This window comes from Streptomyces aureoversilis (genome assembly GCF_042657885.1).
GTDB lineage: Bacteria > Actinomycetota > Actinomycetes > Streptomycetales > Streptomycetaceae > Streptomyces > Streptomyces aureoversilis.
In genome coordinates this window covers 155,950-177,067 of sequence record NZ_JBHSKJ010000009.1, presented here as the reverse complement: position 1 = coordinate 177,067, position 21,118 = coordinate 155,950, and the positions used below count along the sequence as shown (strand labels likewise).

The following is a 21,118-nucleotide window of genomic DNA, read 5'->3' as shown; positions in this document are numbered from 1 at the left end:
GCGAGACTGGGCGTGTGATCCACAGCGACGCCCTCGACCGGCTGCCCGTCCGCTCCGCCCTGCCCGCCCTGACGCGCGCGCTCGACGCGCACGGCGCGGCCGTGCTGTGCGCGCCCCCCGGCACCGGCAAGACCACCCTCGTGCCGCTGGTCCTCGCCGGGCTCACCGGCGAGGGCCCGCGCCGGCGCGTCGTGGTCGCCGAGCCGCGCCGGATCGCCGCGCGGGCCGCCGCCCGCCGCATGGCGTGGCTGCTGGGCGAGAACGTGGGCGAGCAGGTCGGCTTCACCGTGCGCGGGGAGCGGCGGGCCGGGCCGCGCACGGTGGTCGAGGTGGTCACCACCGGCGTGCTGCTGCAGCGGCTGCAGCGCGACCCCGAGCTCGCGGGCGTGAGCACGGTCGTGCTGGACGAGTGCCACGAACGCCACCTCGACGCGGACACCGCCGCCGCCTTCCTCCTGGACGTACGGGCCGCGCTCCGCCCCGAGCTGCGACTGGTGGCGGCGTCCGCGACGACCGACGCCGAGGGCTGGGCCCGGCTGCTGGGCGACGCGCCCGTGATCACGGCCGAGGGCGTCTCGCACCCGGTGGAGACGGTGTGGGCGCCGCCGGAGCGGCCGGTGCGGCCGCCGCACGGGATGCGGGTGGACCCGGCCCTGCTGGAGCACGTCGCCGGGGTCGTGCGGCGGGCGCTGCGGGAGCGGGAGGGGGACGTCCTGTGCTTCCTGCCCGGTGTCGGGGAGATCGCGCGCGTGGCGGGCCGGCTGGGCGGCCGGGAGGCGCTGGGGGCCGAGGTGCTGCAGGTGCACGGGCGGGCCCCGGCCGCGGTGCAGGACGCGGTGCTGGCCGGGGCGAGCGGGGGCCGGCGGGTGGTCCTCGCGACGTCCGTGGCGGAGTCCAGCCTGACGGTGCCCGGGGTGCGGGTCGTGGTGGACGCGGGCCTGGCCCGCGAGCCCCGTACCGACCACGCGCGCGGGCTGAGCGCACTCACGACCGTACGGGCCTCGCGGGCCTCGGCCCGGCAGCGCGCCGGGCGTGCGGGGCGCGAGGCGCCGGGGACGGTGTACCGCTGCTGGTCGGAGGCCGACGACGTACGGCTTCCCGGGTTCCCGGCGGCGGAGATCACCGTCGCGGACCTGACGGCCTTCGCCCTGCAGGCTGCGTGCTGGGGCGATCCCGACGCGTCCGGGCTCGCCCTGCTCGACCCGCCGCCGTCCGGCGCGATGGCCGCCGCCCGCGAGGTCCTGACGGCCACGGGCGCCGTCTCGGCCGGCGGCCGGCCCACGGACCGGGGCCGGCGCATGGCCCGCCTCGGCGTCCACCCCCGCCTCGCGCGCGCCCTCCTCGACGGGGCCCGCGAGGCCGGTGTCCGCCGCGCGGCGGAAGTGGTGGCCCTGCTGAGCGAGGAACCGCCCCGGGAGTACGGCGACGACCTGGCGGCCGCCTGGCGTACGGCGCGGCGCGGCGGCGACGCGTACGGGGCCCGGTGGCGGGCGGAGGCCCGCAGGCTCGAAGGAGCGCTGAAGGGCGTGGCCGAGGAAGGCGCGGCCGGCTCGGCCGGGGCGTGCGGTCCCGGTGCGCCGCCGGATCCCGGTGCGCTGCCGGACGATGCCGTGGCCGGGATCGTCACCGCGCTGGCCCACCCCGAGCGGGTGGCGAGGCTGCGCGGCGAGGGCTCGTACCTCATGGTGTCCGGGACGGGGGCGCAGCTCGGCGACGGGTCCCGGCTGCGCAGCGCGCCCTGGCTCGCGATCGCCGTCGCCGACCGGCCGGTCACGGCGGCCTCGGCGCGGGTCCTGCTCGGCGCGGTGATCGACGAGGGCGCGGCGCGGGCCGCCGCCGGGGCCCTGCACGCGGAGGGCGAGGAGGTTCGCTGGTCGGAGGAGCGGCGGGACGTGGTGGCGCGGCGGGTCGAGCGGCTCGGCGCGGTCGAGCTGGCGTCCCGTGCGCTGCCGGAGCCCGACCCGGAGCTCCTGCGGGCCGCGCTGGAGGAGGGGCTGCGGCGGGAGGGCCTCGGGCTGCTGCGCTGGACGGCCGAGGCGGCCGGGCTGCGGCAGCGGCTGGCGTTCCTGCACCGGGAGCTGGGCGAGCCGTGGCCCGACGTGTCCGACGGCGCGCTGCTGGGGCACCTGGACGACTGGCTCGGCTGGGAGCTGGCCCGCGCCCGTCGGCGCTCGGACCTGGAGCGGGCGGACGGCGGCAAGGCGCTGCAGCGGCTCCTGCCGTGGGCGTCCGGGGACGCGGCACGCCTGGACGAGCTGGCGCCCGAGCGGATCCAGGTGCCCAGCGGGTCGCGGATCCGCGTGGACTACGGCGGCGGGCAGCCGGTGCTGGCCGTGAAGCTGCAGGAACTGTTCGGCTGGCAGGAGACGCCGCGGCTCGCGGGCGGCCGGGTGCCGGTGCTCGTCCACCTGCTGTCCCCCGCGGGGCGGCCCGCGGCCGTCACGGCGGACCTGGCGTCGTTCTGGCGCGACGGCTACCGCTCGGTACGCGCCGAACTCCGCGGCCGCTACCCCCGCCACCCCTGGCCGGAGGACCCGACGACGGCGCCGCCTACGCGGCGGGCGACGGGGGGTCACTGAGGGGTACGGGGTACGCGGCCGCTCCGGCGCGGCGCCGGCGCCGGGCAGCACTCGCCTCGCCCGCGCCGCGGGCCGGCCCGGCACGGCGCCCTGCGCTTCACCGGGGCGGGCCCGGTGAGGCACCGCCGGACAGCACGTATTGGGTTGCTCTCCATCGCGGCAGGAGGATTTCGGCCGGGCCGGAAGAGGGAAGAGTGCCTGGCCGGCCGCCGGGACAACCCGGCACCTGGCAGTCGGCCCGCCGTCGCGGCGGTGAGGCGGCGGTGAGAAATCCGGCGCCGCCGAAACGGCACCGGTTACCGGCCCTCGGCACGGCCGAAGACGGCAACTGTCCCGGCCCGGGTGCCCAAGGCACGGCGGCCCGCCGTCCCGGCGGAAGAAGTCCCGCGCACCTTTCTCTTCCGCCGGGACGGCGGGCCCGCTGCCGGCGTCGCCCTCCGGGAACCGGCCCGGAGGGCGAGCGCGCCTCAGGGGAGGTAGCGCTCGACCGCCGCCGCGCCCTTCTCCTCGATGAGCCGCTTCGCCCGCTCCACCCGTTCCGGTGTCACGTCCCGGCCGGACGCCATGACGAGGTCCTCGGGGTCGATCGGCCGTTCGCCCCCGGTGTACAGCCGCCTGGGCCGGGACGTGGTGGATCCGTCCTCGGTCTTCTCCTTCGTCGTCTTCTCCTTCACGGCGAGCCTCCTCTGCTCCGTGCGGCCCTTTTCCCCGGGGCCTGCCGCTCGGTTTTCCCTCCATCGTGTTCCTTTTGTCCGGTAAATGCACGACGAGGGCGAGCGCGGGCTTCCAGAAGGAGGGCGAGGGCCAGCAGGAGGCCGCCCAGGACCGCGCTCCCCCACGGCAGCCACGAGGTCAGCAGGAGCACGAGCCGCCGCTGGGACGTCACGAGGGCGACGGTGGAGTCGACGTAGTCGGCACGCATCTTCACGTGCCCGGCGAAGGCCGTGATCGGCTTCTTCTCCGGGTGCCCGGTCCAGCGCAGCTCCTCGCGGTGGATCTCCTCGCCGTTGACGGGGGCGCCGGTGACGGGGTCGATCCAGAACATGCGCCGGGTGGTGTACCAGCGCTCCAGCCCCAGCTGCCGGACGGTCTCGGGCGTCACGCCGAGGGGCATCGCCTTGGGCAGGGGGACGCGGGTCCAGGGGATGGTCTGCTCGAAGTAGTAGACGCCGAGGCCGCGGAAGGAGCGGGTGCCCCGGTAGTGGATGGGCGCGGAGGTGCGGGTCTGCATGTCGAAGTAGCGGTAGTCGCGCTTCTCCACGAGGAAGGGCCACTTGTACTCGATGCCGTCGCGCCGCACGGGGGTGTCGTCCACGTGCTCGCCGCCGGCGTGCACGGGCTGCTGGCTGTGGGCGTCGAAGACGTACCGCTCGGGTATCCGGGAGATCATCGCGCCGTCGGGCCCGGACATGTGGGTGAGGGCGTCCCAGACGACGACGTCGCGGCCGGTCTCGCGGCGGACCTTGCGGGCCTGTTCGGCGTTGCCCTTGAGCGTCTGGACGAGGGTCACCTTGGGGACGGTCCGGGGCTCCATGCGGGCGTAGTCGACGAGGGTCGCGTCCTTCGCCTCCAGGACGGCGGTCTGGTAGCTGCCCGCCGGGACCTTGGCCAGGCGGGGGAAGGCGTACCAGCGCAGCAGCGGGGCGAGGGCCGCGAGGAACACGGCCACCGCGAGAAGGACGAGGCTCGCTCTGCGGCGCACGGCGCGGCCTGCCCGTCAGGGGTGTGCGGGCGCGGAGGTGAGCAGGGGCTCGGGGGAGGTCTTCCCCTCGGGCGGGCCGATCGCGGTGACGGCGAGGACCAGGGCGAGGGCGGCGGCCAGTCCGACGGCCGCGGCGGCCAGTGCGCGCATGCGAAGCCTCCCGGCGGGATCACCCGGACCTGACGAGGCGTCAGGAGTGGGCACGGTAGCAACGCACGCGGCAGATGAGAACCACGCGTACAGCCCCCTCTCCCGTGAATACGGCCCCTCTCCCATGAAAGGGAGAGGGGCCGTACGCACACGCGCGGGCACACTCAGTGCGCGGCGGACTCCCAGTCCCGGCCCACGCCGACCGACACGTCCAGCGGCGCGCTCAGCGACACCGCCCCGGCCATCTCGCGGCGGACCAGCGCCTCGACGGCCTCCCGCTCGCCCGGCGCGATCTCCAGCACGATTTCGTCGTGCACCTGCAGGAGCATCCGGGAGGAGAGCTCCTCCGCCTCCAGCGCCTCGCCCACCCGCAGCATCGCGATCTTGACGATGTCGGCGGCCGTGCCCTGGATCGGGGCGTTCAGCGCCATCCGCTCGGCCATCTCACGACGCTGGCGGTTGTCGCTGTTGAGGTCCGGGAGGTAGCGGCGGCGCCCGAGCATGGTCTCGGTGTAGCCCGTGGCGCGGGCCTCGACGACGACCCGCTGGAGGTAGTCCCGCACACCGCCGAAGCGCTCGAAGAAGGTGTCCATCAGCTTGCCGGCCTCGCCCGGGGCGATGTTCAGCTGCTGGGACAGGCCGAAGGCCGACAGACCGTACGCCAGCCCGTACGACATCGCCTTGATCTTCCGGCGCATCTCCGGGTCGACCTCGGCCTTGGCCACGCCGAAGACCTGGGAGGCGACGGTGGTGTGCAGGTCCTCGCCGGAGTTGAACGCCTCGATCAGGCCCTCGTCCTCCGACAGGTGGGCCATCACGCGCAGCTCGATCTGGCTGTAGTCGGCGGTCATCAGGGACTCGAAGCCCTCGCCGACGACGAAGCCGCGGCGGATGGCCCGGCCCTCGTCCGTCCGCACCGGGATGTTCTGCAGGTTGGGGTCGGTGGAGGAGAGCCGGCCCGTGGCCGCCACCGTCTGGTTGAAGGTGGTGTGGATGCGGCCGCCGGGGGCGATCGACTTGATCAGCCCCTCGACCGTGGAGCGCAGCTTCGACTGCTCACGGTGGCGCAGCATGATCACCGGGAGCTCGTTCTCCGTCTGCGCGGCGAGCCAGGCCAGGGCGTCGGCGTCCGTGGTGTACCCGGTCTTGGTCTTCTTGGTCTTGGGCAGGCCCAGCTCGCCGAAGAGCACCTCCTGCAGCTGCTTGGGGGAGCCCAGGTTGAACTCGCGCCCCGCCGCGGCGTGCGCCTCCTGCACGGCCTGCTGCACCGCGGCCGCGAACTGCTGCTCCATGCGCTCCAGCCAGCCGCGGTCGGCGGCGATGCCCGCCCGCTCCATGCGGGCCAGCAGTGCGCTCGTCGGCAGCTCCACATTGCGCATCAGCTCCGCCGCGCCGACCTCCTCCAGGCGCGTGGTGAACGCCACGCCCAGGTCCAGGACCGTACGGGCCCGGCCCATCAGCGCATCGGCCTCGGCCTGCTCGTCCGCGCCGAAGGCCAGCTGGCCGTCGCCCGCGGCGGCCGTGGCCAGCTCGCGGCCCAGGTACTCCACGGACAGGGCGTCCAGCGCGAAGGAGCGGCGCCCGGGCTTGACGAGGTACGCGGCCAGCGCCGTGTCCATGCTGACGCCCTCGACCGTCCAGCCGTGCTCGGCGAAGACCCGCATCGCGGACTTGGCGTCGTGCATGACCTTCGGCGCGCCCGCATCCGCACTCCACGCGGCGAACGCCCGCTCGTCGGCCTCGTCGAGCTCGGCGGGGTCGAACCAGGCGGCCGGGCCCTCGCCCGTCGCCAGCGCGATCTCCGCGACCCGGCCGCTGCCCAGCGACCACGAGTCGACCACGGCCACGCCGAGCGGAGCCGAACCGTGCCCGGCCAGCCACGGCGCGAGCTCGCCGGCACCCAGCACCGTGCCGTCCACCTCGGCACCGGCCTCGGGAACGATCTCCTCCGCGGCCTCCCCACCGGGGTCGGCCGCCAGCAGCCGGTCCCGCAGACCCTGGTTGCGGATCTCCAGGCCCTCCAGGAACGCGATCAGCGCCTTGCGGTCGTACGCCGCGCGGCGCAGCCCCTCCGGGCGCACGGGCAGCTCGACGTCGCGCACCATCTCCGTCAGACGGCGGTTGAGCTTGACGGCCTCCAGGTGGTCCCGGAGGTTCTGCCCGGCCTTGCCCTTGACCTCCTCGACGCGCTCGACGAGGTCCGCGAACGAACCGAACTGGTTGATCCACTTCGCGGCCGTCTTCTCGCCCACACCCGGGATGCCCGGCAGATTGTCCGACGGGTCGCCGCGCAGGGCCGCGAAGTCCGGGTACTGCGAGGGGGTCAGGCCGTACTTCTCCTGCACCTTCTCCGGGGTGAAGCGCGTGAGCTCCGAGACGCCCTTCGTCGGATACAGCACCGTGACGTCGTCCGAGACGAGCTGGAAGGAATCGCGGTCGCCGGTGACGATCGAGACGTGGAAACCCTCCGCCTCCGCCTGCGTCGCCAGCGTGGCGATCACGTCGTCCGCCTCGAAGCCGTCGACCGCGAACCGCGGCACGCTCATCGCGTCCAGCATGTCGCCGATCAGCTCCACCTGGCCCTTGAAGTCGTCCGGCGTCTTGGAACGCGTCGCCTTGTACTCCGGGAACTCCTCGGAGCGCCACGTCTTGCGCGACACGTCGAACGCCACGGCGAAGTGCGTGGGCTGCTCGTCACGCAGGGTGTTCGCCAGCATCGACGCGAAGCCGTACACCGCATTCGTCGTCTGCCCGGCCGCCGTCGTGAAATTCTCCGCGGGCAGCGCGAAGAACGCCCGGTACGCCATCGAGTGCCCGTCCATGAGGAGCAGGCGGGGGCGACCTCCCTCCACTGCCTCGGTGCCGGTCGGTTCGTTCGTCTTCACTGCCTTTGCTGCCACGCCCCCGATCCTGCCACGGCCCACTGACAATCCCGGCCACGGCGACCTCGCCCCGGCACCCGCCGCCACCCCGTGACAGGATCGGAGCCGTACACAAAGATCCGTACACAGAGATCCGTACACAGAGATCCGCACGGAGAGACGTGTACGAAGAGATGCGTACGCACAGATCCGAACGGCAGACCCGCACGCGACAGCGCACCACCGACCGCTCAAGGGAGAGCGACATGGCAGGCAAGCCACCCACCGGCGATCCCGTCCAGGACGCACCGGACGTCACCGCCCCGCAGCACGCCGCGGCCGGGCTGCCCGCCGTCGCCCACTCCCTGCGCATCGCCCACCAGCAGATGGGCGCCCGCCGCACCGCCCTCACCCTCCTCAAGGTCAACCAGAAGGACGGCTTCGACTGCCCCGGCTGCGCCTGGCCCGAGCCGGACAAGCGCCACGCCGCCGAGTTCTGCGAGAACGGCGCCAAGGCCGTCGCCGAAGAGGCCACACTGCGCCGCGTCACCCCCGACTTCTTCACCCGGCACCCGGTCTCCGACCTCGCCGGGCGCAGCGGCTACTGGCTCGGCCAGCAAGGCCGCCTGACCACCCCCATGTACCTGGCCGAAGGGTCCGACACCTACGAGCCGGTCAGCTGGGAACGAGCCTTCGACATCATCGGCGAGGAACTGGCGGCCCTCGGCTCCCCCGACGAGGCCGTCTTCTACACCTCCGGCCGCACCAGCAACGAAGCCGCCTTCCTCTACCAGCTCTTCGCCCGCGAGTTCGGCACCAACAACCTGCCCGACTGCTCCAACATGTGCCACGAGTCCTCCGGCTCGGCGCTGTCGGAGACCATCGGCATCGGCAAGGGCAGCGTCCTCCTGGAGGACCTCTACAAAGCCGACCTGATCATCGTCGCCGGGCAGAACCCGGGCACCAACCACCCCCGCATGCTCAGCGCCCTGGAGAAGGCCAAACGCGGCGGGACGAGGATCATCACGGTCAACCCGCTCCCCGAAGCGGGCCTGGAGCGCTTCAAGAACCCCCAGAACGCCCGCGGCCTCGCGGGCGGCGGCACCGCCCTGACCGACCTGTTCCTGCAGATCCGCCTCGGCGGCGACCAGGCGCTCTTCCGCATCCTCAACAAGCTCGTCCTGCAGACCGAAGGCGCCGTCGACACCGAGTTCGTCCGCGAACACACCCACGGGTTCGAGGACTTCCGCACCGCGGCCCTCGCCGCCGACTGGGACGAGACCCTGCGGGCCACCGGCCTGAGCCGGGCGGAGATCGAGCAGGCGCTCGGCATGATCCTGGCCTCCAAGCGCACCATCGTCTGCTGGGCCATGGGCCTGACCCAGCACAAGCACGCCGTGCCCACCATCAAGGAGGTCGTCAACCTCCTGCTGCTGCGCGGCGACATCGGCCGCCCCGGCGCCGGCGTCTGCCCCGTCCGCGGCCACAGCAACGTCCAGGGCGACCGCACCATGGGCATCTTCGAGCGCCCCGCGCCGGCCTTCCTCGACACCCTGGAAAAGGAATTCGGCTTCACCCCGCCGCGCGAGCACGGCCTTGACGTCGTCCGCGCCATCCGTGCGCTCCGCGACGGACAGGCCAAGGTCTTCTTCGCCATGGGCGGCAACTTCGTCTCCGCCACCCCCGACACCGACGTCACCGAAGCCGCCGTGCGCCGCGCCCGCCTCACGGTGCACGTGTCGACCAAACTCAACCGCTCCCACGTGGTCACGGGCGCCCGCGCCCTCATCCTGCCCACCCTCGGCCGCACCGAGCGCGACCGGCAGGCCGGCGGCGAGCAGTTCGTCACCGTCGAGGACTCCATGGGCATGGTCCACGCCTCCCGCGGCGGCCTGAAGCCCGCGAGCCCCCACCTCCTCTCCGAGCCCGCCATCGTCTGCCGCCTGGCCCGGCGCGTGCTCGGCGCCGCCTCCGCCACCCCGTGGGAGGCCTTCGAGCGGGACTACGCCACGATCCGCGACCGCATCGCGCGCGTCGTCCCCGGCTTCGAGGACTTCAACGCCCGCGTCGCCCGCCCCGGCGGCTTCACCCTGCCCCACGCACCCCGCGACGAGCGCCGCTTCCCGACCGCCACCGGCAAAGCGAACTTCACCGCCGCACCGGTCGAATACCCCCGCCTCCCCGAAGGCCGCCTGCTGCTGCAGACGCTCCGCTCGCACGACCAGTACAACACCACCATCTACGGCCTCGACGACCGCTACCGCGGCATCAAGAACGGCCGGCGCGTCGTCCTCGTCAGCCCCGAGGACGCCCGCGCACTCGACCTCGCCGACGGCTCCTACGCCGACCTCGTCAGCGAGTGGACCGACGGCACCGAACGCCGCGCCGCCGGCTTCCGCGTCGTCCACTACCCGACCGCCCGCGGCTGCGCCGCCGCCTACTACCCCGAGACCAACGTCCTGGTCCCGCTCGACCACACCGCCGACACCAGCAACACCCCCGCCAGCAAGTCCCTGGTCATCAGGATCGAAAAGGCGGAGCAGGCGGAACAGGCGGAACGGACCGGGCAGAAGAACGACCCGGCCGGTTGACGGCAAGGCCGTTGAACTGAAAAAACGTTCACATCACAACGGCCGAGGGTGATCGGAGCACGACGCATGGGCGAGCACGGCAAGACCACGTTTCCGCAGGAGGTCCTGGACCAGTGGTCCGGCAGCGGGCTCGACCTGCCCGCCCTCTTCTCCGCCGGGCACCTCGGCGAGCGCATGAGCGTACGGGTCGTCGAGGCCTCCCCGGAGCGCGTGGTCGGCACCATGCCCGTCGAGGGCAACACCCAGCCGTACGGCCTGCTGCACGGCGGCGCCTCCGCCGTGCTCGCCGAGACCCTCGGCTCCGTCGGCGCCATGCTCCACGGCGGCCCCTCCCGGATCGCCGTGGGCGTCGACCTCAACTGCACCCACCACCGGGGCGTCCGCTCCGGAATGGTGACCGGCGTCGCCACCCCCGTCCACCGCGGGCGCACCACCGCCACCTACGAGATCGTCGTGACCGACGAGAACGACAAGCGCGTGTGCTCCGCGCGCCTCACCTGCGTCCTGCGCGACGCCGAAGCGGCCTGACCGGCGCGGGAGCGTCCTGACCGGCGCCGGAGCGGCCCGACCGGAGCCCCGGCGCCGCGGCGCCGGCGGCCCGACGCCCGCCTCCGCGTCCCGCAGCACCTTCCCGCGCCCGCCGGCACGCTCTACCGTGCCCGCATGCGGGCACCTTCGCGCCGCCGGCCGGCCGGCGCATCGCTGCTTCTGACGGCCGCGCTCCTGGCCGGCTGCGGGGACTCCGCGGCCGGCCCGGCCCCGCGCTCCCCCACGCCCGACTCCCCCGTGCAGCTGTGCACCAAGCTCATCTCCTACTGGGCCGAGCAGGACCTCATCGGCAGCAAGTGGGCCGGGCTCGACTGGGAGCAGAAGGGCCTGTCCAACGAGCAGTTCGCCCTCTACGACGACATCGTGCAGGCGGCCCGCGGCGAACAGCGCAGGCACGGCACCGCCGCGGCCCTCGAACTGGCCCGCCGCCAGGCGCGGCAGCGCTGCGAGGCCGCGGGCGGGGCCACCCGCAGCTCGGAGAACTGGAGGCCTCCGACGTGACCGTGTGTAATCGTCACGCGGGGCGGGAAACGTAGCACCGTCGGCAGTCGCCGACAGGACCACGACTCCTCGCGGCCCGTCCACCCCCTTCCCACACCCTCGACCGCTTAGCGGAACTGCACTTTCTGGCTCCGCACTCGGGGGACAAATCACCATCCGCGAAGATCATTCGCTCACGGCTGCTACACAAAAATCCCCAGAAGTGATCTGCGTCATAACAAGACAGTCACATCATGGCCAGCACCTCTGCCCCCCGCAGCCGCACCCCCCTAGAGTCACGGCCAGTCACCGCCCCGCCGGGGAAAGGACACACCGTGCGCCACCGTCCCCTGCTCATCCTCACCAGCACCCTCGCCGCCGGCACCCTCGCCCTGAGCGCCTGCGGCTCACGCGACGGCGGCAAGAGCGACGACAACCAGGGCAGCGGCAAGCAGACCACCGTGGTGATCGGTGTCGACGCCCCGCTGACCGGCTCCCTGTCCGCCCTCGGCCAGGGCATCAAGAACTCCGTCGACCTCGCCGCCCGCACCGCCAACAAGAACAAGGAAGTCCAGGGCATCACCTTCAAGACCGAAGCCCTGGACGACCAGGCCGTCCCGGCCTCCGGCCAGCAGAACGCCACCAAACTCGTCGCCGACAAGGCCGTCCTCGGCGTCGTCGGCCCCCTCAACTCCGGCGTGTCCCAGTCCATGCAGGGCGTCTTCGCCCGGGCCGACCTCACACAGGTCTCCCCCGCCAACACCAGCCCCGAACTCAGCCAGGGCGACAACTGGCTCAAGGGAGAGAAGAAACGCCCCTTCAAAACCTACTTCCGCACCGCCACCACCGACATCATCCAAGGCCGCTTCGCCGCGCAGTACGCCTACAAGGACGCCAAGAAGAAAAAGGTCTTCGTCGTCGACGACAAACAGACCTACGGCGTCGGCCTCGCCTCGATCTTCGCCCAGGAATTCAAACGCCTCGGCGGCGAAGTCGTCGGCACCGACCACATCACCGTCAAGGAAACCGACTTCTCCAGCGTCGCCAACAAGGTCAAGACCAGCGGCGCCGACATCGTCTACTACGGCGGCCAGTACCCCGAAGGCGGCCTCCTCTCCGACCAGGTGAAGAAGACCGGCGCCCGCATCCCCCTGATGGGCGGCGACGGCGTCTACGACCCCGCCTTCATCAAAGCCTCCAGCGAGAACAACGACGGCGACCTCGGCACCTCCGTCGGCTACCCCGTCGAAGGCCTCGACTCCGCCAAGGCATTCGTCCAGAACTACAAGGACGCCGGCTACAAGGACCCCTACGCGGCCTACGGCGGCTACTCCTACGACGCGGCCTGGGCCATCGTCCAAGCCGTCAAGAAAGTCGTCGCCGACAACAACGGGAAACTCCCCGCAGACGCCCGCGCCAAAGTCACCGAAGCCATGGGCAAAGTCTCCTTCGAAGGCGTGACCGGAAAGGTCTCCTTCGACGAATACGGAGACACCACCAACAAGCAACTGACCGTCTACCAGGTCAAGGGCGACGCCTGGCAGTCCCTCAAGAGCGCCACCTTCAAGGACTGAACAGCAGCCCGAACAGCGGCCCGAACAGCGGCCCGAACAAGCCCAGCGGAAACCGCACCCACCGCGCGAGGACGCGACCCACGCCCTCGCGCGGACCCACATCCGACACCCGCATCGGAGGCCCAGCGGTGCACCAACTGCCGCAAACGCTGGTCAACGGTCTCGCCCTCGGTGCCCTCTACGGCCTCATCGCCATCGGGTACACCATGGTCTACGGCATCGTCCAGCTCATCAACTTCGCCCACGGCGAGATCGTCATGATCGGGGGCTTCGGCGCCCTCAGCGTCCACCTCTGGCTCCCCGCCGGCACACCCCTCTCCGCCGCCCTCCCCCTCATGCTCATCGGCGGCGCCCTCGCCTCCGTCGCCGTCGCCACCGCAGCGGAACGCTTCGCCTACCGGCCCCTGCGCGACGCCCCCAGGCTCGCCCCCCTCATCACCGCCATCGGCCTGTCCATCGCCCTCCAGCAACTCGTCTGGGCCTTCTACCCGGACGCCAAGAAATCCCGCGGCTTCCCCCAGTTCCAAGGCGACGCCTTCGAACTCGCCGGCAACATCCACATCCAGCGCGACGACGTCTTCGTCCTCCTCGCCGCACCCCTGTGCATGCTCGCCCTCGGCTTCTTCGTCGCCAGAAGCCGCACCGGCCGCGCCATGCAGGCCACCGCCCAGGACCCCGACACCGCCAAACTCATGGGCATCAACACCGACCGCATCATCGTCCTGGCCTTCGCCATCGGCGGCGCCTTCGCCGCCGTCGCCGCGGTCGCCGCAGGCCTGCGCGCCGGCCAGATCAACTTCGAAATGGGCTTCATCCTCGGCCTCAAGGCCTTCACCGCCGCCGTCCTCGGCGGCATCGGCAACATCTACGGGGCCATGCTCGGCGGCGTCGTCCTCGGCATCGCCGAAGCCGCCGCCTCCACCTACATCCAGCACATCCCCGGAATGCAACAACTCGGCGGAGGCGGCTGGAAGGACGTGTGGGCCTTCGCCCTCCTCATCCTCGTCCTCCTCATCAGGCCCCAAGGCCTGCTCGGCGAACGTGTCGCGGATCGGGCGTGAGCACGATGAATCCACAGAAAACCACAGGCGACGACGCCAACAGGAACGGGAAAGGGACCGGGCAAAAGGCTGAGGCCGGGCCCGAGAACGGAAACGGGCCGGCAACCCCCACCACCGAAACCACCCCCCTCATCCCCCTCCCCCACGGCACCGCCCGCATCCTCACCGCCACCGGCGCCACCCTCAGCGCCGCCTCCACCTTCCTCCCCTGGACCTGGACCACCGACTTCCCCGGCAACCTCACCATCACCGGCTACCCCGGCGGCCTCCAACTCCTCACCCTCACCGGCGCACTCCTCACCCTCCTCTACGCCCTCACCACCTGGAACCTCCCAGGCCTCCGCTGGCTCAACCCCGCCCGCAGCCACAACGCCACCGCACTCCTGGCCACAGCCACCCTCGCCACCACCTGGTACACCCTCATCGCCATCGCCGTACAACTCGGCGGACTCGTCAACCTCGAACCCGGCGGATACGCAGCCGCCCTCGCCACCCTCCTCGCCCTCCTCGGCACCCTCGCCCTCCCCCTCGACCGGCGCACCACCAACTCCTTCCCACCCACCAGCCGCCTGAGCACCACCCGCACCGGAACACTCCTCCGCTCCGTACTCCGCACCATCCGCCCCGGCCGCACCGACCGCCGCACACCACCCGCCCGGCCCCTCCCCGCCTGGGCCGAAATCCTCATCATCGCCGCATCCTTCGGCCTCGCCCTGAGCCTGGTCACCTACGGCATCGGCACCACATACGGCGAACTCTTCACCGGATTCCTGCTCCTGGCCGGCCTCGGCGCCGCAGCCCTCGCCCGGGCCGGGCTCATCGGACGGCTCACCACCCTCACCGCCAGGCACCGCACCCCCACCGTCACCGCCGCCTTCGCCGCCGCGGCCCTCTTCCCCCTCACCCAGGACACCGACCAGTACACCCTCATCGCCGTCAACATCCTGATCTTCTCGACCGTCGCCCTCGGCCTCAACGTCGTCGTCGGCCTCGCCGGCCTCCTCGACCTCGGCTACGTCGCCTTCCTCGGCGTCGGCGCCTACACCGCCGCCCTCGTCTCCGGCACGACCGCCTCCACCCTCGACGTCCACTTCCCCTTCTGGGCCGCCGTCCTCACCGGAGCCGCCGCCTCACTCGTCTTCGGCGTCGTCATCGGAGCCCCCACCCTCCGCCTGCGCGGCGACTACCTCGCCATCGTCACCCTCGGATTCGGCGAAATCTTCCGCATCACCGTCGGCAACCTCAACGGCGAATCCGGCCCCTCCCTCACCAACGGACCCAACGGCATCCCCAACATCCCCGACCTCGTCCTCTTCGGCTACGAATTCGGCGAAACCCACACCCTCGGCAGCATCACCCTCAACCCCTTCGCCAACTACTACCTCCTGATGCTCCTCTTCACCGTCCTCGTCGTCCTCGTCTTCAGCCGCGCCGGCGACTCCCGCATCGGACGCGCCTGGATCGCCATCCGCGAGGACGAAACCGCCGCCACCGCCATGGGCATCAACGGCTTCCGCCTCAAACTCCTCGCCTTCGCCCTCGGCGCAACCCTCGCCGGACTCGCCGGCACCGTACAAGCCCACGTCGCCTACACCGTCGTCCCCGAGCAATACGTCTTCGCAGGCCCCGTACCACCCAACTCCGCCTTCCTCCTCGCAGCCGTCATCCTCGGCGGCATGGGCACCATCAGCGGCCCCCTCCTCGGCGCCGCCCTCCTCTACCTCATCCCCGCCAAACTCCAGTTCCTCCACGACTACCAACTGCTCGCCTTCGGCGCCGCCCTCATCCTCCTCATGCGCTTCCGCCCCGAAGGACTCATCCCCGACCGCCGCCGGCAACTCGAATTCCACGAAGGAACCACCGGCAGCAGCACCCTCAAGCACGCGGAGGCGCCCACACCATGACCACCACCGCCCCCGCCGCCCCCGCCGGAACACCCACCGACACACCCGCCCTCACCGCCACCGGCGTCACCATGCGCTTCGGCGGCCTCACCGCCGTCCGCAACGTCGACCTCACAGTCCACCGCAACGAAATCGTCGGCCTCATCGGACCCAACGGCGCAGGAAAAACCACCTTCTTCAACTGCCTCACCGGCCTCTACATCCCCACCGAAGGCACCGTCGCCTACAAAGGCACCACCCTCCCGCCCAAACCCCACCTCGTCACCAAAGCCGGCATCGCCCGCACCTTCCAGAACATCCGACTCTTCGCCAACATGACCGTCCTCGAAAACGTCCTCGTCGGCCGCCACACCCGCACCAAAGAAGGCCTCTTCTCCGCCCTCCTGCGCGGCCCCGGATTCCGCCGCGCCGAACGAGCCTCCGAAGAACGCGCCATGGAACTCCTCGCCTTCACCGGACTCGCCACCAAACGCGACCACCTCGCCCGCAACCTCCCCTACGGCGAACAACGCAAGCTGGAAATCGCACGCGCCCTCGCCAGCGACCCCGGACTCCTGCTCCTCGACGAACCCACCGCCGGAATGAACCCCCAGGAAACCCGCGCCACCGAAACCCTCGTCCGCGCCATCCGCGCCCAGGGAACCGCCGTCCTCGTCATCGAGCACGACATGCGGTTCATCTTCAACCTCTGCGACCGCGTCGCCGTCCTCGTCCAGGGCGAGAAACTCACCGAAGGCACCTCCGAAGCCGTCCAGGCCGACGAACGCGTCGTCGCCGCCTACCTCGGCACCCCCTTCGAAGGCGCCCCCGGCGAAGAAGAAGCGGCCGAGGTGGCCGCCGCCGAGGCCCGCACCGAGGAAGAGGCCCGCACCGAGGAAGGGGACGAGCCGTGACCGCCCTCCTGGAAGTCGAAAACCTCCGCGTCGCCTACGGCAAGATCGAAGCCGTCAAAGGCATCTCCTTCACCGTCGAAGCGGGCCAGGTCGTCACCCTCATCGGCACCAACGGCGCCGGCAAGACCACCACCCTGCGCACCCTCTCCGGACTCCTCAAACCCCTCGACGGCACCATCCGCTTCGAAGGCCGGCCGCTCACCGGAGTCCCCGCGCACCGCGTCGTCGCCCTCGGCCTCGCCCACTCCCCCGAAGGCCGGCACATCTTCCCGCGCCTCACCATCGCCGAGAACCTCCAGCTCGGAGCGTTCCTGCGCAAGGACGCGGGCGGCATCGCACAGGACGTGCAGCGCGTCTACGACCTCTTCCCCATCCTCGGCGAACGCGCCCGCCAGGCCGCCGGCACCCTGTCCGGCGGCGAACAGCAGATGCTCGCCATGGGCCGGGCCCTGATGTCCCGCCCCAAGCTCCTCATGCTGGACGAGCCCTCCATGGGCCTCTCGCCCATCATGATGCAGCGGATCATGGCCACGATCACCGAGCTCAGGGCCTCCGGCACCACGATCCTGCTGGTCGAGCAGAACGCCCGGGCCGCGCTCTCCCTCGCCGACCGCGCGCACGTCATGGAGATCGGGAAGATCGTCCTCTCCGGGACGGGGGCGGACCTCCTCCACGACGAGTCGGTACGCAAGGCGTACCTCGGCGAGGACTGACGAGGGCCCGCGTCCGGTACGGACACGGGCCCTCGCTCACGACACGGCCGGGCTACTGCCCCTTCGCCGCCTTCTTCTCCTCGGCGTCCTCGATCACGGCCTCCGCGACCTGCTGCATCGACAGCCGGCGGTCCATCGACGTCTTCTGGATCCAGCGGAAAGCCGCCGGCTCGGTCAGCCCGTACTGCGTCTGCAGGATGCTCTTCGCACGGTCCACCAGCTTGCGCGTCTCCAGCCGCTGGGAGAGGTCCGCGACCTCCTTCTCCAGCGCCTTCAGCTCCGTGAAACGGGACACGGCCATCTCGATGGCCGGGACGACGTCGCTCTTGCTGAAGGGCTTCACCAGATAGGCCATGGCCCCGGCGTCCCGGGCCCGCTCCACCAGCTCGCGCTGGGAGAAGGCGGTCAGCATCAGCACGGGCGCGATCGAATCGCGGGCGATCTGCTCCGCGGCGGAGATCCCGTCCAGGACGGGCATCTTCACATCGAGGATCACCAGGTCGGGCCGGTGCTCCCGGGCCAGCGCGACCGCGGTCTCGCCGTCGCCCGCCTCGCCCACGACGGAGTAGCCCTCTTCCTCGAGCATCTCTTTGAGGTCGAGACGGATCAGGGCCTCGTCCTCGGCGATCACGACACGGGTGACATGCGGAGGGGTGTGCTGCGGCTCGTCGTCGACGGGCGGCGTGGGCTCGGCGGCGGTCACGGGTCTCCTCGTTAGGGCAGGTGCTGCTGCACGAGCCTACCTACGTCATGTAGTTTTGAGCACCGAGGGGGTATACACTTCCCTTAGATTGCAAGGCCCCGGTAGCCCAATTGGTTAGAGGCCATGGATTCAAAACCCATCCAGTGTCGGTTCGAGTCCGACCCGGGGCACTTCACCTTCGATTCGAAGGTCAGCTGAAGCTCTAAACCGTTGGCGATCTTCACTCGCCATGGTGAACATTGCTTCGAATTGGCCTGCGAGACGCGACCGCTCGACCAGGCTCGTTGGCATGTACGACATCCGAACGCGTCGGTACGCGCTCACACTCGTCAACCAGGGCCGCAGCCTTAACTCGGTGAGTAAACAGACCGGGGTATCCCGGTCCGCGATACGCGGATGGCAAGCCGGGACCGAACCCCTCCCACGCACGACCGAGTGCTCCATGTGTGACGGCGATCCCCAGCCACCAGCGGATCACGCCACCTACTGCTACCTGCTCGGCCTATACCTCGGCGACGGCTGCCTGAGCGCCGGTCGACGCGGCGTCTACGCCTTACGCATTGCCTGCGCGGATGCGTGGCCCGGCCTCATCGAGTCCTGCCGGGATGCCATGGCGAGGGTTCGCCCGACGAACAGCGTCTGCATCGTCCGCAAGCAGGGTTGTGTCGCAGTCACCAGCTCCAGCAAGCACTGGCCCTGTCTCTTTCCGCAGCACGGCCCCGGAAAGAAGCATGAGCGCCCCATCAGGCTGGAGCCGTGGCAGCAGGAGCTCGTAGAGGCGCATCCCTGGCCGTTCATCCGCGGGCTCATCCACTCGGACGGCTCACGCATCACCAACTGGACGTCCCGCATCATCAACGGCCAGCCCAAGCGCTACGAATACCCGCGGTACTTCTTCACCAACGCGTCTACAGACATCTTGAAGCTCTTCACCGACACCCTCGACAGGGTCGGCGTCGACTGGAAGTCCACTCGCCAGAGCCGAAGAGCTCAGAGCATCTCCGTAGCCCGCAAAGCATCCGTCGCCCTCATGGACGCCTACATAGGCCCCAAGTACTGACCGGAGCGCGGCTACTCCTCCCCGATGTGGTGCACCCGCACCATGTTCGTCGTGCCAGGCGTCGCCGGCGGCGAACCGGCCGTGATGATCACCCGATCCCCCCGCCGGCACCGCCCGATCCGCAGCAGGTACTCGTCGACCTGGTCGACCATCTCGTCCGTCGTCTGCACCATCGGGCCCAGGAACGTCTCCACGCCCCACGTGAGGCTCAGTTGGGCCGCCGTCGCCGGCTCCGGCGTGAACGCCAGCAGCGGGATCGGGGAGCGGTAGCGCGACAGCCTCCGGACCGTGTCGCCGGATTGGGTGAAGGCGACCAGGAACTTCGCCTCCAGGAAGTCGCCCATCTCGGCGGCCGCCCGCGCCACCGAGCCGCCCTGGGTGCGGGGCTTGCTCCGTTCGGTCAGCGGGGGCAGGCCCTTCGCCAGGAGGTCCTCCTCCGCGGCGGCGACGATGCGGCCCATGGTCTTGACCGTCTCCACGGGGTACTTGCCCACGCTCGTCTCGCCGCTGAGCATCACCGCGTCCGTGCCGTCGATGACGGCGTTCGCGACGTCGGAGGCCTCCGCGCGGGTGGGGCGGGAGGCGTCGATCATGGAGTCGAGCATCTGCGTCGCCACGATCACCGGCTTGGCGTTGCGCTTGGCGAGTTTGATGGCCCGCTTCTGGACGATCGGGACGGTTTCCAGGGGCATTTCGACGCCCAGGTCGCCGCGGGCGACCATGATGCCGTCGAAGGCGGCGACGATGCCGTCGAGGTTCTCGACGGCCTGGGGCTTTTCGATCTTGGCGATGACGGGGAGGCGGCGGCCTTCCTCGTCCATGACGCGGTGGACGTCGACGATGTCGTCCGCGCTGCGGACGAACGACAGGGCGATGATGTCGGCGCCGATGCCGAGGGCCCAGCGCAGGTCTTCGACGTCCTTCTCGGAGAGGGCGGGGACGGAGACGGCGACGCCGGGGAGGTTGAGGCCCTTGTGGTCGGAGACCATGCCGCCTTCGATGACGATGGTCCGTACGCGCGGGCCGTCGACCTCCGTCACTTCGAGGGTGACGCGGCCGTCGTCGACGAGGATGCGCTCGCCCTTGGTGACGTCGGCGGCGAGGCCGTCGTAGGTGGTGCCGCAGGTGTGGCGGTCGCCTTGGACGGGTTCGACGGTGATGGTGAATTCGTCGCCGCGTTCAAGGAGTACGGGGCCTTCGTGGAAGCGGCCGAGGCGGATCTTCGGGCCTTGAAGGTCGGCGAGGATGCCGACGCTGCGGCCTGCTTCTTCGGCGGCTTTGCGTACGCGCTGGTAGCGGGCCTCGTGGTCGGCGTAGGTGCCGTGGCTGAGGTTGAAGCGGGCGACGTCCATGCCGGCGTCGACGAGTGCCTTGATCTGCTCGTACGAGTCGGTGGCGGGCCCGAGGGTGCAGACGATTTTTGCTCGGCGCATGTCTCGACCTTACGACCTACCAGTGGGTAGCGAATCTGTCGTCCGCGACAGCCCAACGGCCGTTGGGTAAAAGGTTTTTGACAACGAGTGAATGTGCGCGTGCGCGCTCCGATGAGCACCCTCGGGGCCTTGTGCCGGTCGTGTCAGAGCCGGGGCGGTGCCATGGTGAAGCGGGCGCTGACCTGGGCGCGGAGGGTCTGTCGCTGGGGTTCGAGATCCAGTTCGGGTGTGGGGGCGGGGGTTCCCGCGAGTCCGCCGCCGCCGGGCCGTCCCCGGCGCATCGCGCCGGGGGGTGACGGGCGGGTGGCGTGCTCGGCGCCGTCGTCGGCGAGTTCGAGGAGGGCGCCGAGTTCGGTGCCGAGGGCGTCGGCGTATGCGCGGGCGCGCTGGAGGGCTTCGTGGACGGCTTTGCGGCGGACCTCGGTGTGGGCGGGCGAGTCGGGGCGGAGGGCCCACCGGGGTCCGCTGATGCGGGTGAGGGGGAGGTCGGAGAGGCGGGCGGTGAGTTCGCCGAGGAGGGTGAAGTCGTTGACGGTGGCGGTGAGGTGGATGCTGCCGTTGTAGGTGCTGATGCGTTCGCCGCGTCCTTTTTCGGTGAGTTGGGGGGTGATGCTGATGTAGCCGGTTTCTATTTTTTCGACGGCGTCGCCGTAGGACTTCACGAGGTCGAGGGCCTGGGAGTTGCGTTGGGTGAGGTCGTGGAGGGTGGTGGTGCGGTCGGTGCCGCGGGCGGTGACGGTGATGCCGAGGCGGGCGATTTCGGGGTCGGCTTCGAGGCGGGCTTCGCCGCGGACGGAGACGCGGGGGGTGTCGGGGGTGCCGTAGGGCAGGGGTGCGGGTGTGGTCATGCGGTCAGTGTGGCCTG

At 71.0% G+C, this 21,118-nt stretch carries 17 protein-coding genes and 1 tRNA gene; 11 read left to right on the top strand and 7 right to left on the bottom strand.

What is annotated here, in order from left to right:
• Positions 1–14: 14 nt before the first annotated feature.
• Positions 15–2,579, top strand: coding sequence for an ATP-dependent helicase HrpB (gene hrpB, locus ACFPP6_RS17845; RefSeq protein ID WP_382042956.1), 2,565 nt, complete (start codon positions 15–17; stop codon positions 2,577–2,579).
• A 467-nt stretch (positions 2,580–3,046) separates the two neighbouring features.
• Here hrpB and ACFPP6_RS17840 read toward each other — a convergent pair whose 3' ends face one another.
• The 4 genes from ACFPP6_RS17840 to polA form a co-directional block, all read right to left on the bottom strand.
• Positions 3,047–3,253 (bottom strand): hypothetical protein, encoded by a 207-nt coding sequence (locus tag ACFPP6_RS17840; protein ID WP_382043318.1) that lies wholly within the window; start codon positions 3,251–3,253, stop codon positions 3,047–3,049.
• Complete coding sequence (pgfA, locus tag ACFPP6_RS17835) at positions 3,250–4,281, bottom strand: cell envelope lipid trafficking protein PgfA (protein WP_382042953.1); 1,032 nt, start codon at positions 4,279–4,281, stop codon at positions 3,250–3,252. Before pgfA ends, ACFPP6_RS17840 begins: the two co-directional genes overlap by 4 nt.
• Before the next feature lie 15 nt (positions 4,282–4,296).
• Positions 4,297–4,431 (bottom strand): SPW_0924 family protein, encoded by a 135-nt coding sequence (locus ACFPP6_RS17830; protein ID WP_382042950.1) that lies wholly within the window; start codon positions 4,429–4,431, stop codon positions 4,297–4,299.
• Between the two features lie 164 nt (positions 4,432–4,595).
• Positions 4,596–7,253 (bottom strand): DNA polymerase I, encoded by a 2,658-nt coding sequence (polA, locus tag ACFPP6_RS17825; protein WP_382043298.1) that lies wholly within the window; start codon positions 7,251–7,253, stop codon positions 4,596–4,598.
• A 305-nt stretch (positions 7,254–7,558) separates the two neighbouring features.
• Between polA and ACFPP6_RS17820 the strand changes: the two genes are divergently transcribed.
• The 8 genes from ACFPP6_RS17820 to ACFPP6_RS17785 all read left to right on the top strand — a co-directional run bounded on the left by ACFPP6_RS17820 (position 7,559) and on the right by ACFPP6_RS17785 (position 17,057).
• A complete protein-coding gene (locus ACFPP6_RS17820) occupies positions 7,559–9,883 on the top strand; it encodes an FdhF/YdeP family oxidoreductase (RefSeq protein WP_382042947.1) in 2,325 nt (774 codons plus the stop codon).
• 66 nt (positions 9,884–9,949) lie between these two features.
• Complete coding sequence (locus tag ACFPP6_RS17815; RefSeq protein WP_382042944.1) at positions 9,950–10,411, top strand: PaaI family thioesterase; 462 nt, start codon at positions 9,950–9,952, stop codon at positions 10,409–10,411.
• A gap of 135 nt (positions 10,412–10,546) precedes the next feature.
• A complete protein-coding gene (locus ACFPP6_RS17810; RefSeq protein ID WP_058044898.1) occupies positions 10,547–10,933 on the top strand; it encodes a hypothetical protein in 387 nt (128 codons plus the stop codon).
• Positions 10,934–11,247: 314 nt separating this feature from the next.
• Positions 11,248–12,486, top strand: coding sequence for a branched-chain amino acid ABC transporter substrate-binding protein (locus ACFPP6_RS17805; RefSeq protein WP_382042941.1), 1,239 nt, complete (start codon positions 11,248–11,250; stop codon positions 12,484–12,486).
• Between the two features lie 128 nt (positions 12,487–12,614).
• Positions 12,615–13,547 (top strand): branched-chain amino acid ABC transporter permease, encoded by a 933-nt coding sequence (locus tag ACFPP6_RS17800; RefSeq protein WP_382042938.1) that lies wholly within the window; start codon positions 12,615–12,617, stop codon positions 13,545–13,547.
• Between the two features lie 5 nt (positions 13,548–13,552).
• Complete coding sequence (locus ACFPP6_RS17795) at positions 13,553–15,451, top strand: branched-chain amino acid ABC transporter permease (RefSeq protein ID WP_382042936.1); 1,899 nt, start codon at positions 13,553–13,555, stop codon at positions 15,449–15,451.
• A complete protein-coding gene (locus ACFPP6_RS17790; protein ID WP_382042934.1) occupies positions 15,448–16,344 on the top strand; it encodes an ABC transporter ATP-binding protein in 897 nt (298 codons plus the stop codon). Before ACFPP6_RS17795 ends, ACFPP6_RS17790 begins: the two co-directional genes overlap by 4 nt.
• On the top strand, positions 16,341–17,057 hold the full coding sequence (locus ACFPP6_RS17785) for an ABC transporter ATP-binding protein (protein WP_382042931.1): 717 nt from the start codon (positions 16,341–16,343) through the stop codon (positions 17,055–17,057). Before ACFPP6_RS17790 ends, ACFPP6_RS17785 begins: the two co-directional genes overlap by 4 nt.
• A 52-nt stretch (positions 17,058–17,109) precedes the next feature.
• On the opposite strand, the gene ACFPP6_RS17780 is transcribed toward ACFPP6_RS17785, so the two are convergent.
• Positions 17,110–17,760, bottom strand: coding sequence for an ANTAR domain-containing response regulator (locus ACFPP6_RS17780; RefSeq protein WP_058044893.1), 651 nt, complete (start codon positions 17,758–17,760; stop codon positions 17,110–17,112).
• 95 nt (positions 17,761–17,855) lie between these two features.
• On the opposite strand from ACFPP6_RS17780, the gene ACFPP6_RS17775 reads away from it, so the two are divergent.
• Both ACFPP6_RS17775 and ACFPP6_RS17770 read left to right on the top strand, forming a co-directional pair.
• Positions 17,856–17,930: transfer RNA gene (locus tag ACFPP6_RS17775), tRNA-Leu, on the top strand.
• Positions 17,931–18,049: 119 nt separating this feature from the next.
• Complete coding sequence (locus ACFPP6_RS17770) at positions 18,050–18,820, top strand: hypothetical protein (RefSeq protein ID WP_058044892.1); 771 nt, start codon at positions 18,050–18,052, stop codon at positions 18,818–18,820.
• Positions 18,821–18,831: 11 nt separating this feature from the next.
• Here the strand turns inward: ACFPP6_RS17770 and pyk are convergent, their stop codons facing one another.
• Complete coding sequence (gene pyk, locus ACFPP6_RS17765; protein ID WP_382042927.1) at positions 18,832–20,253, bottom strand: pyruvate kinase; 1,422 nt, start codon at positions 20,251–20,253, stop codon at positions 18,832–18,834.
• Between the two features lie 143 nt (positions 20,254–20,396).
• Positions 20,397–21,101 (bottom strand): SIMPL domain-containing protein, encoded by a 705-nt coding sequence (locus ACFPP6_RS17760; protein WP_382042924.1) that lies wholly within the window; start codon positions 21,099–21,101, stop codon positions 20,397–20,399.
• Positions 21,102–21,118: the final 17 nt, after the last annotated feature.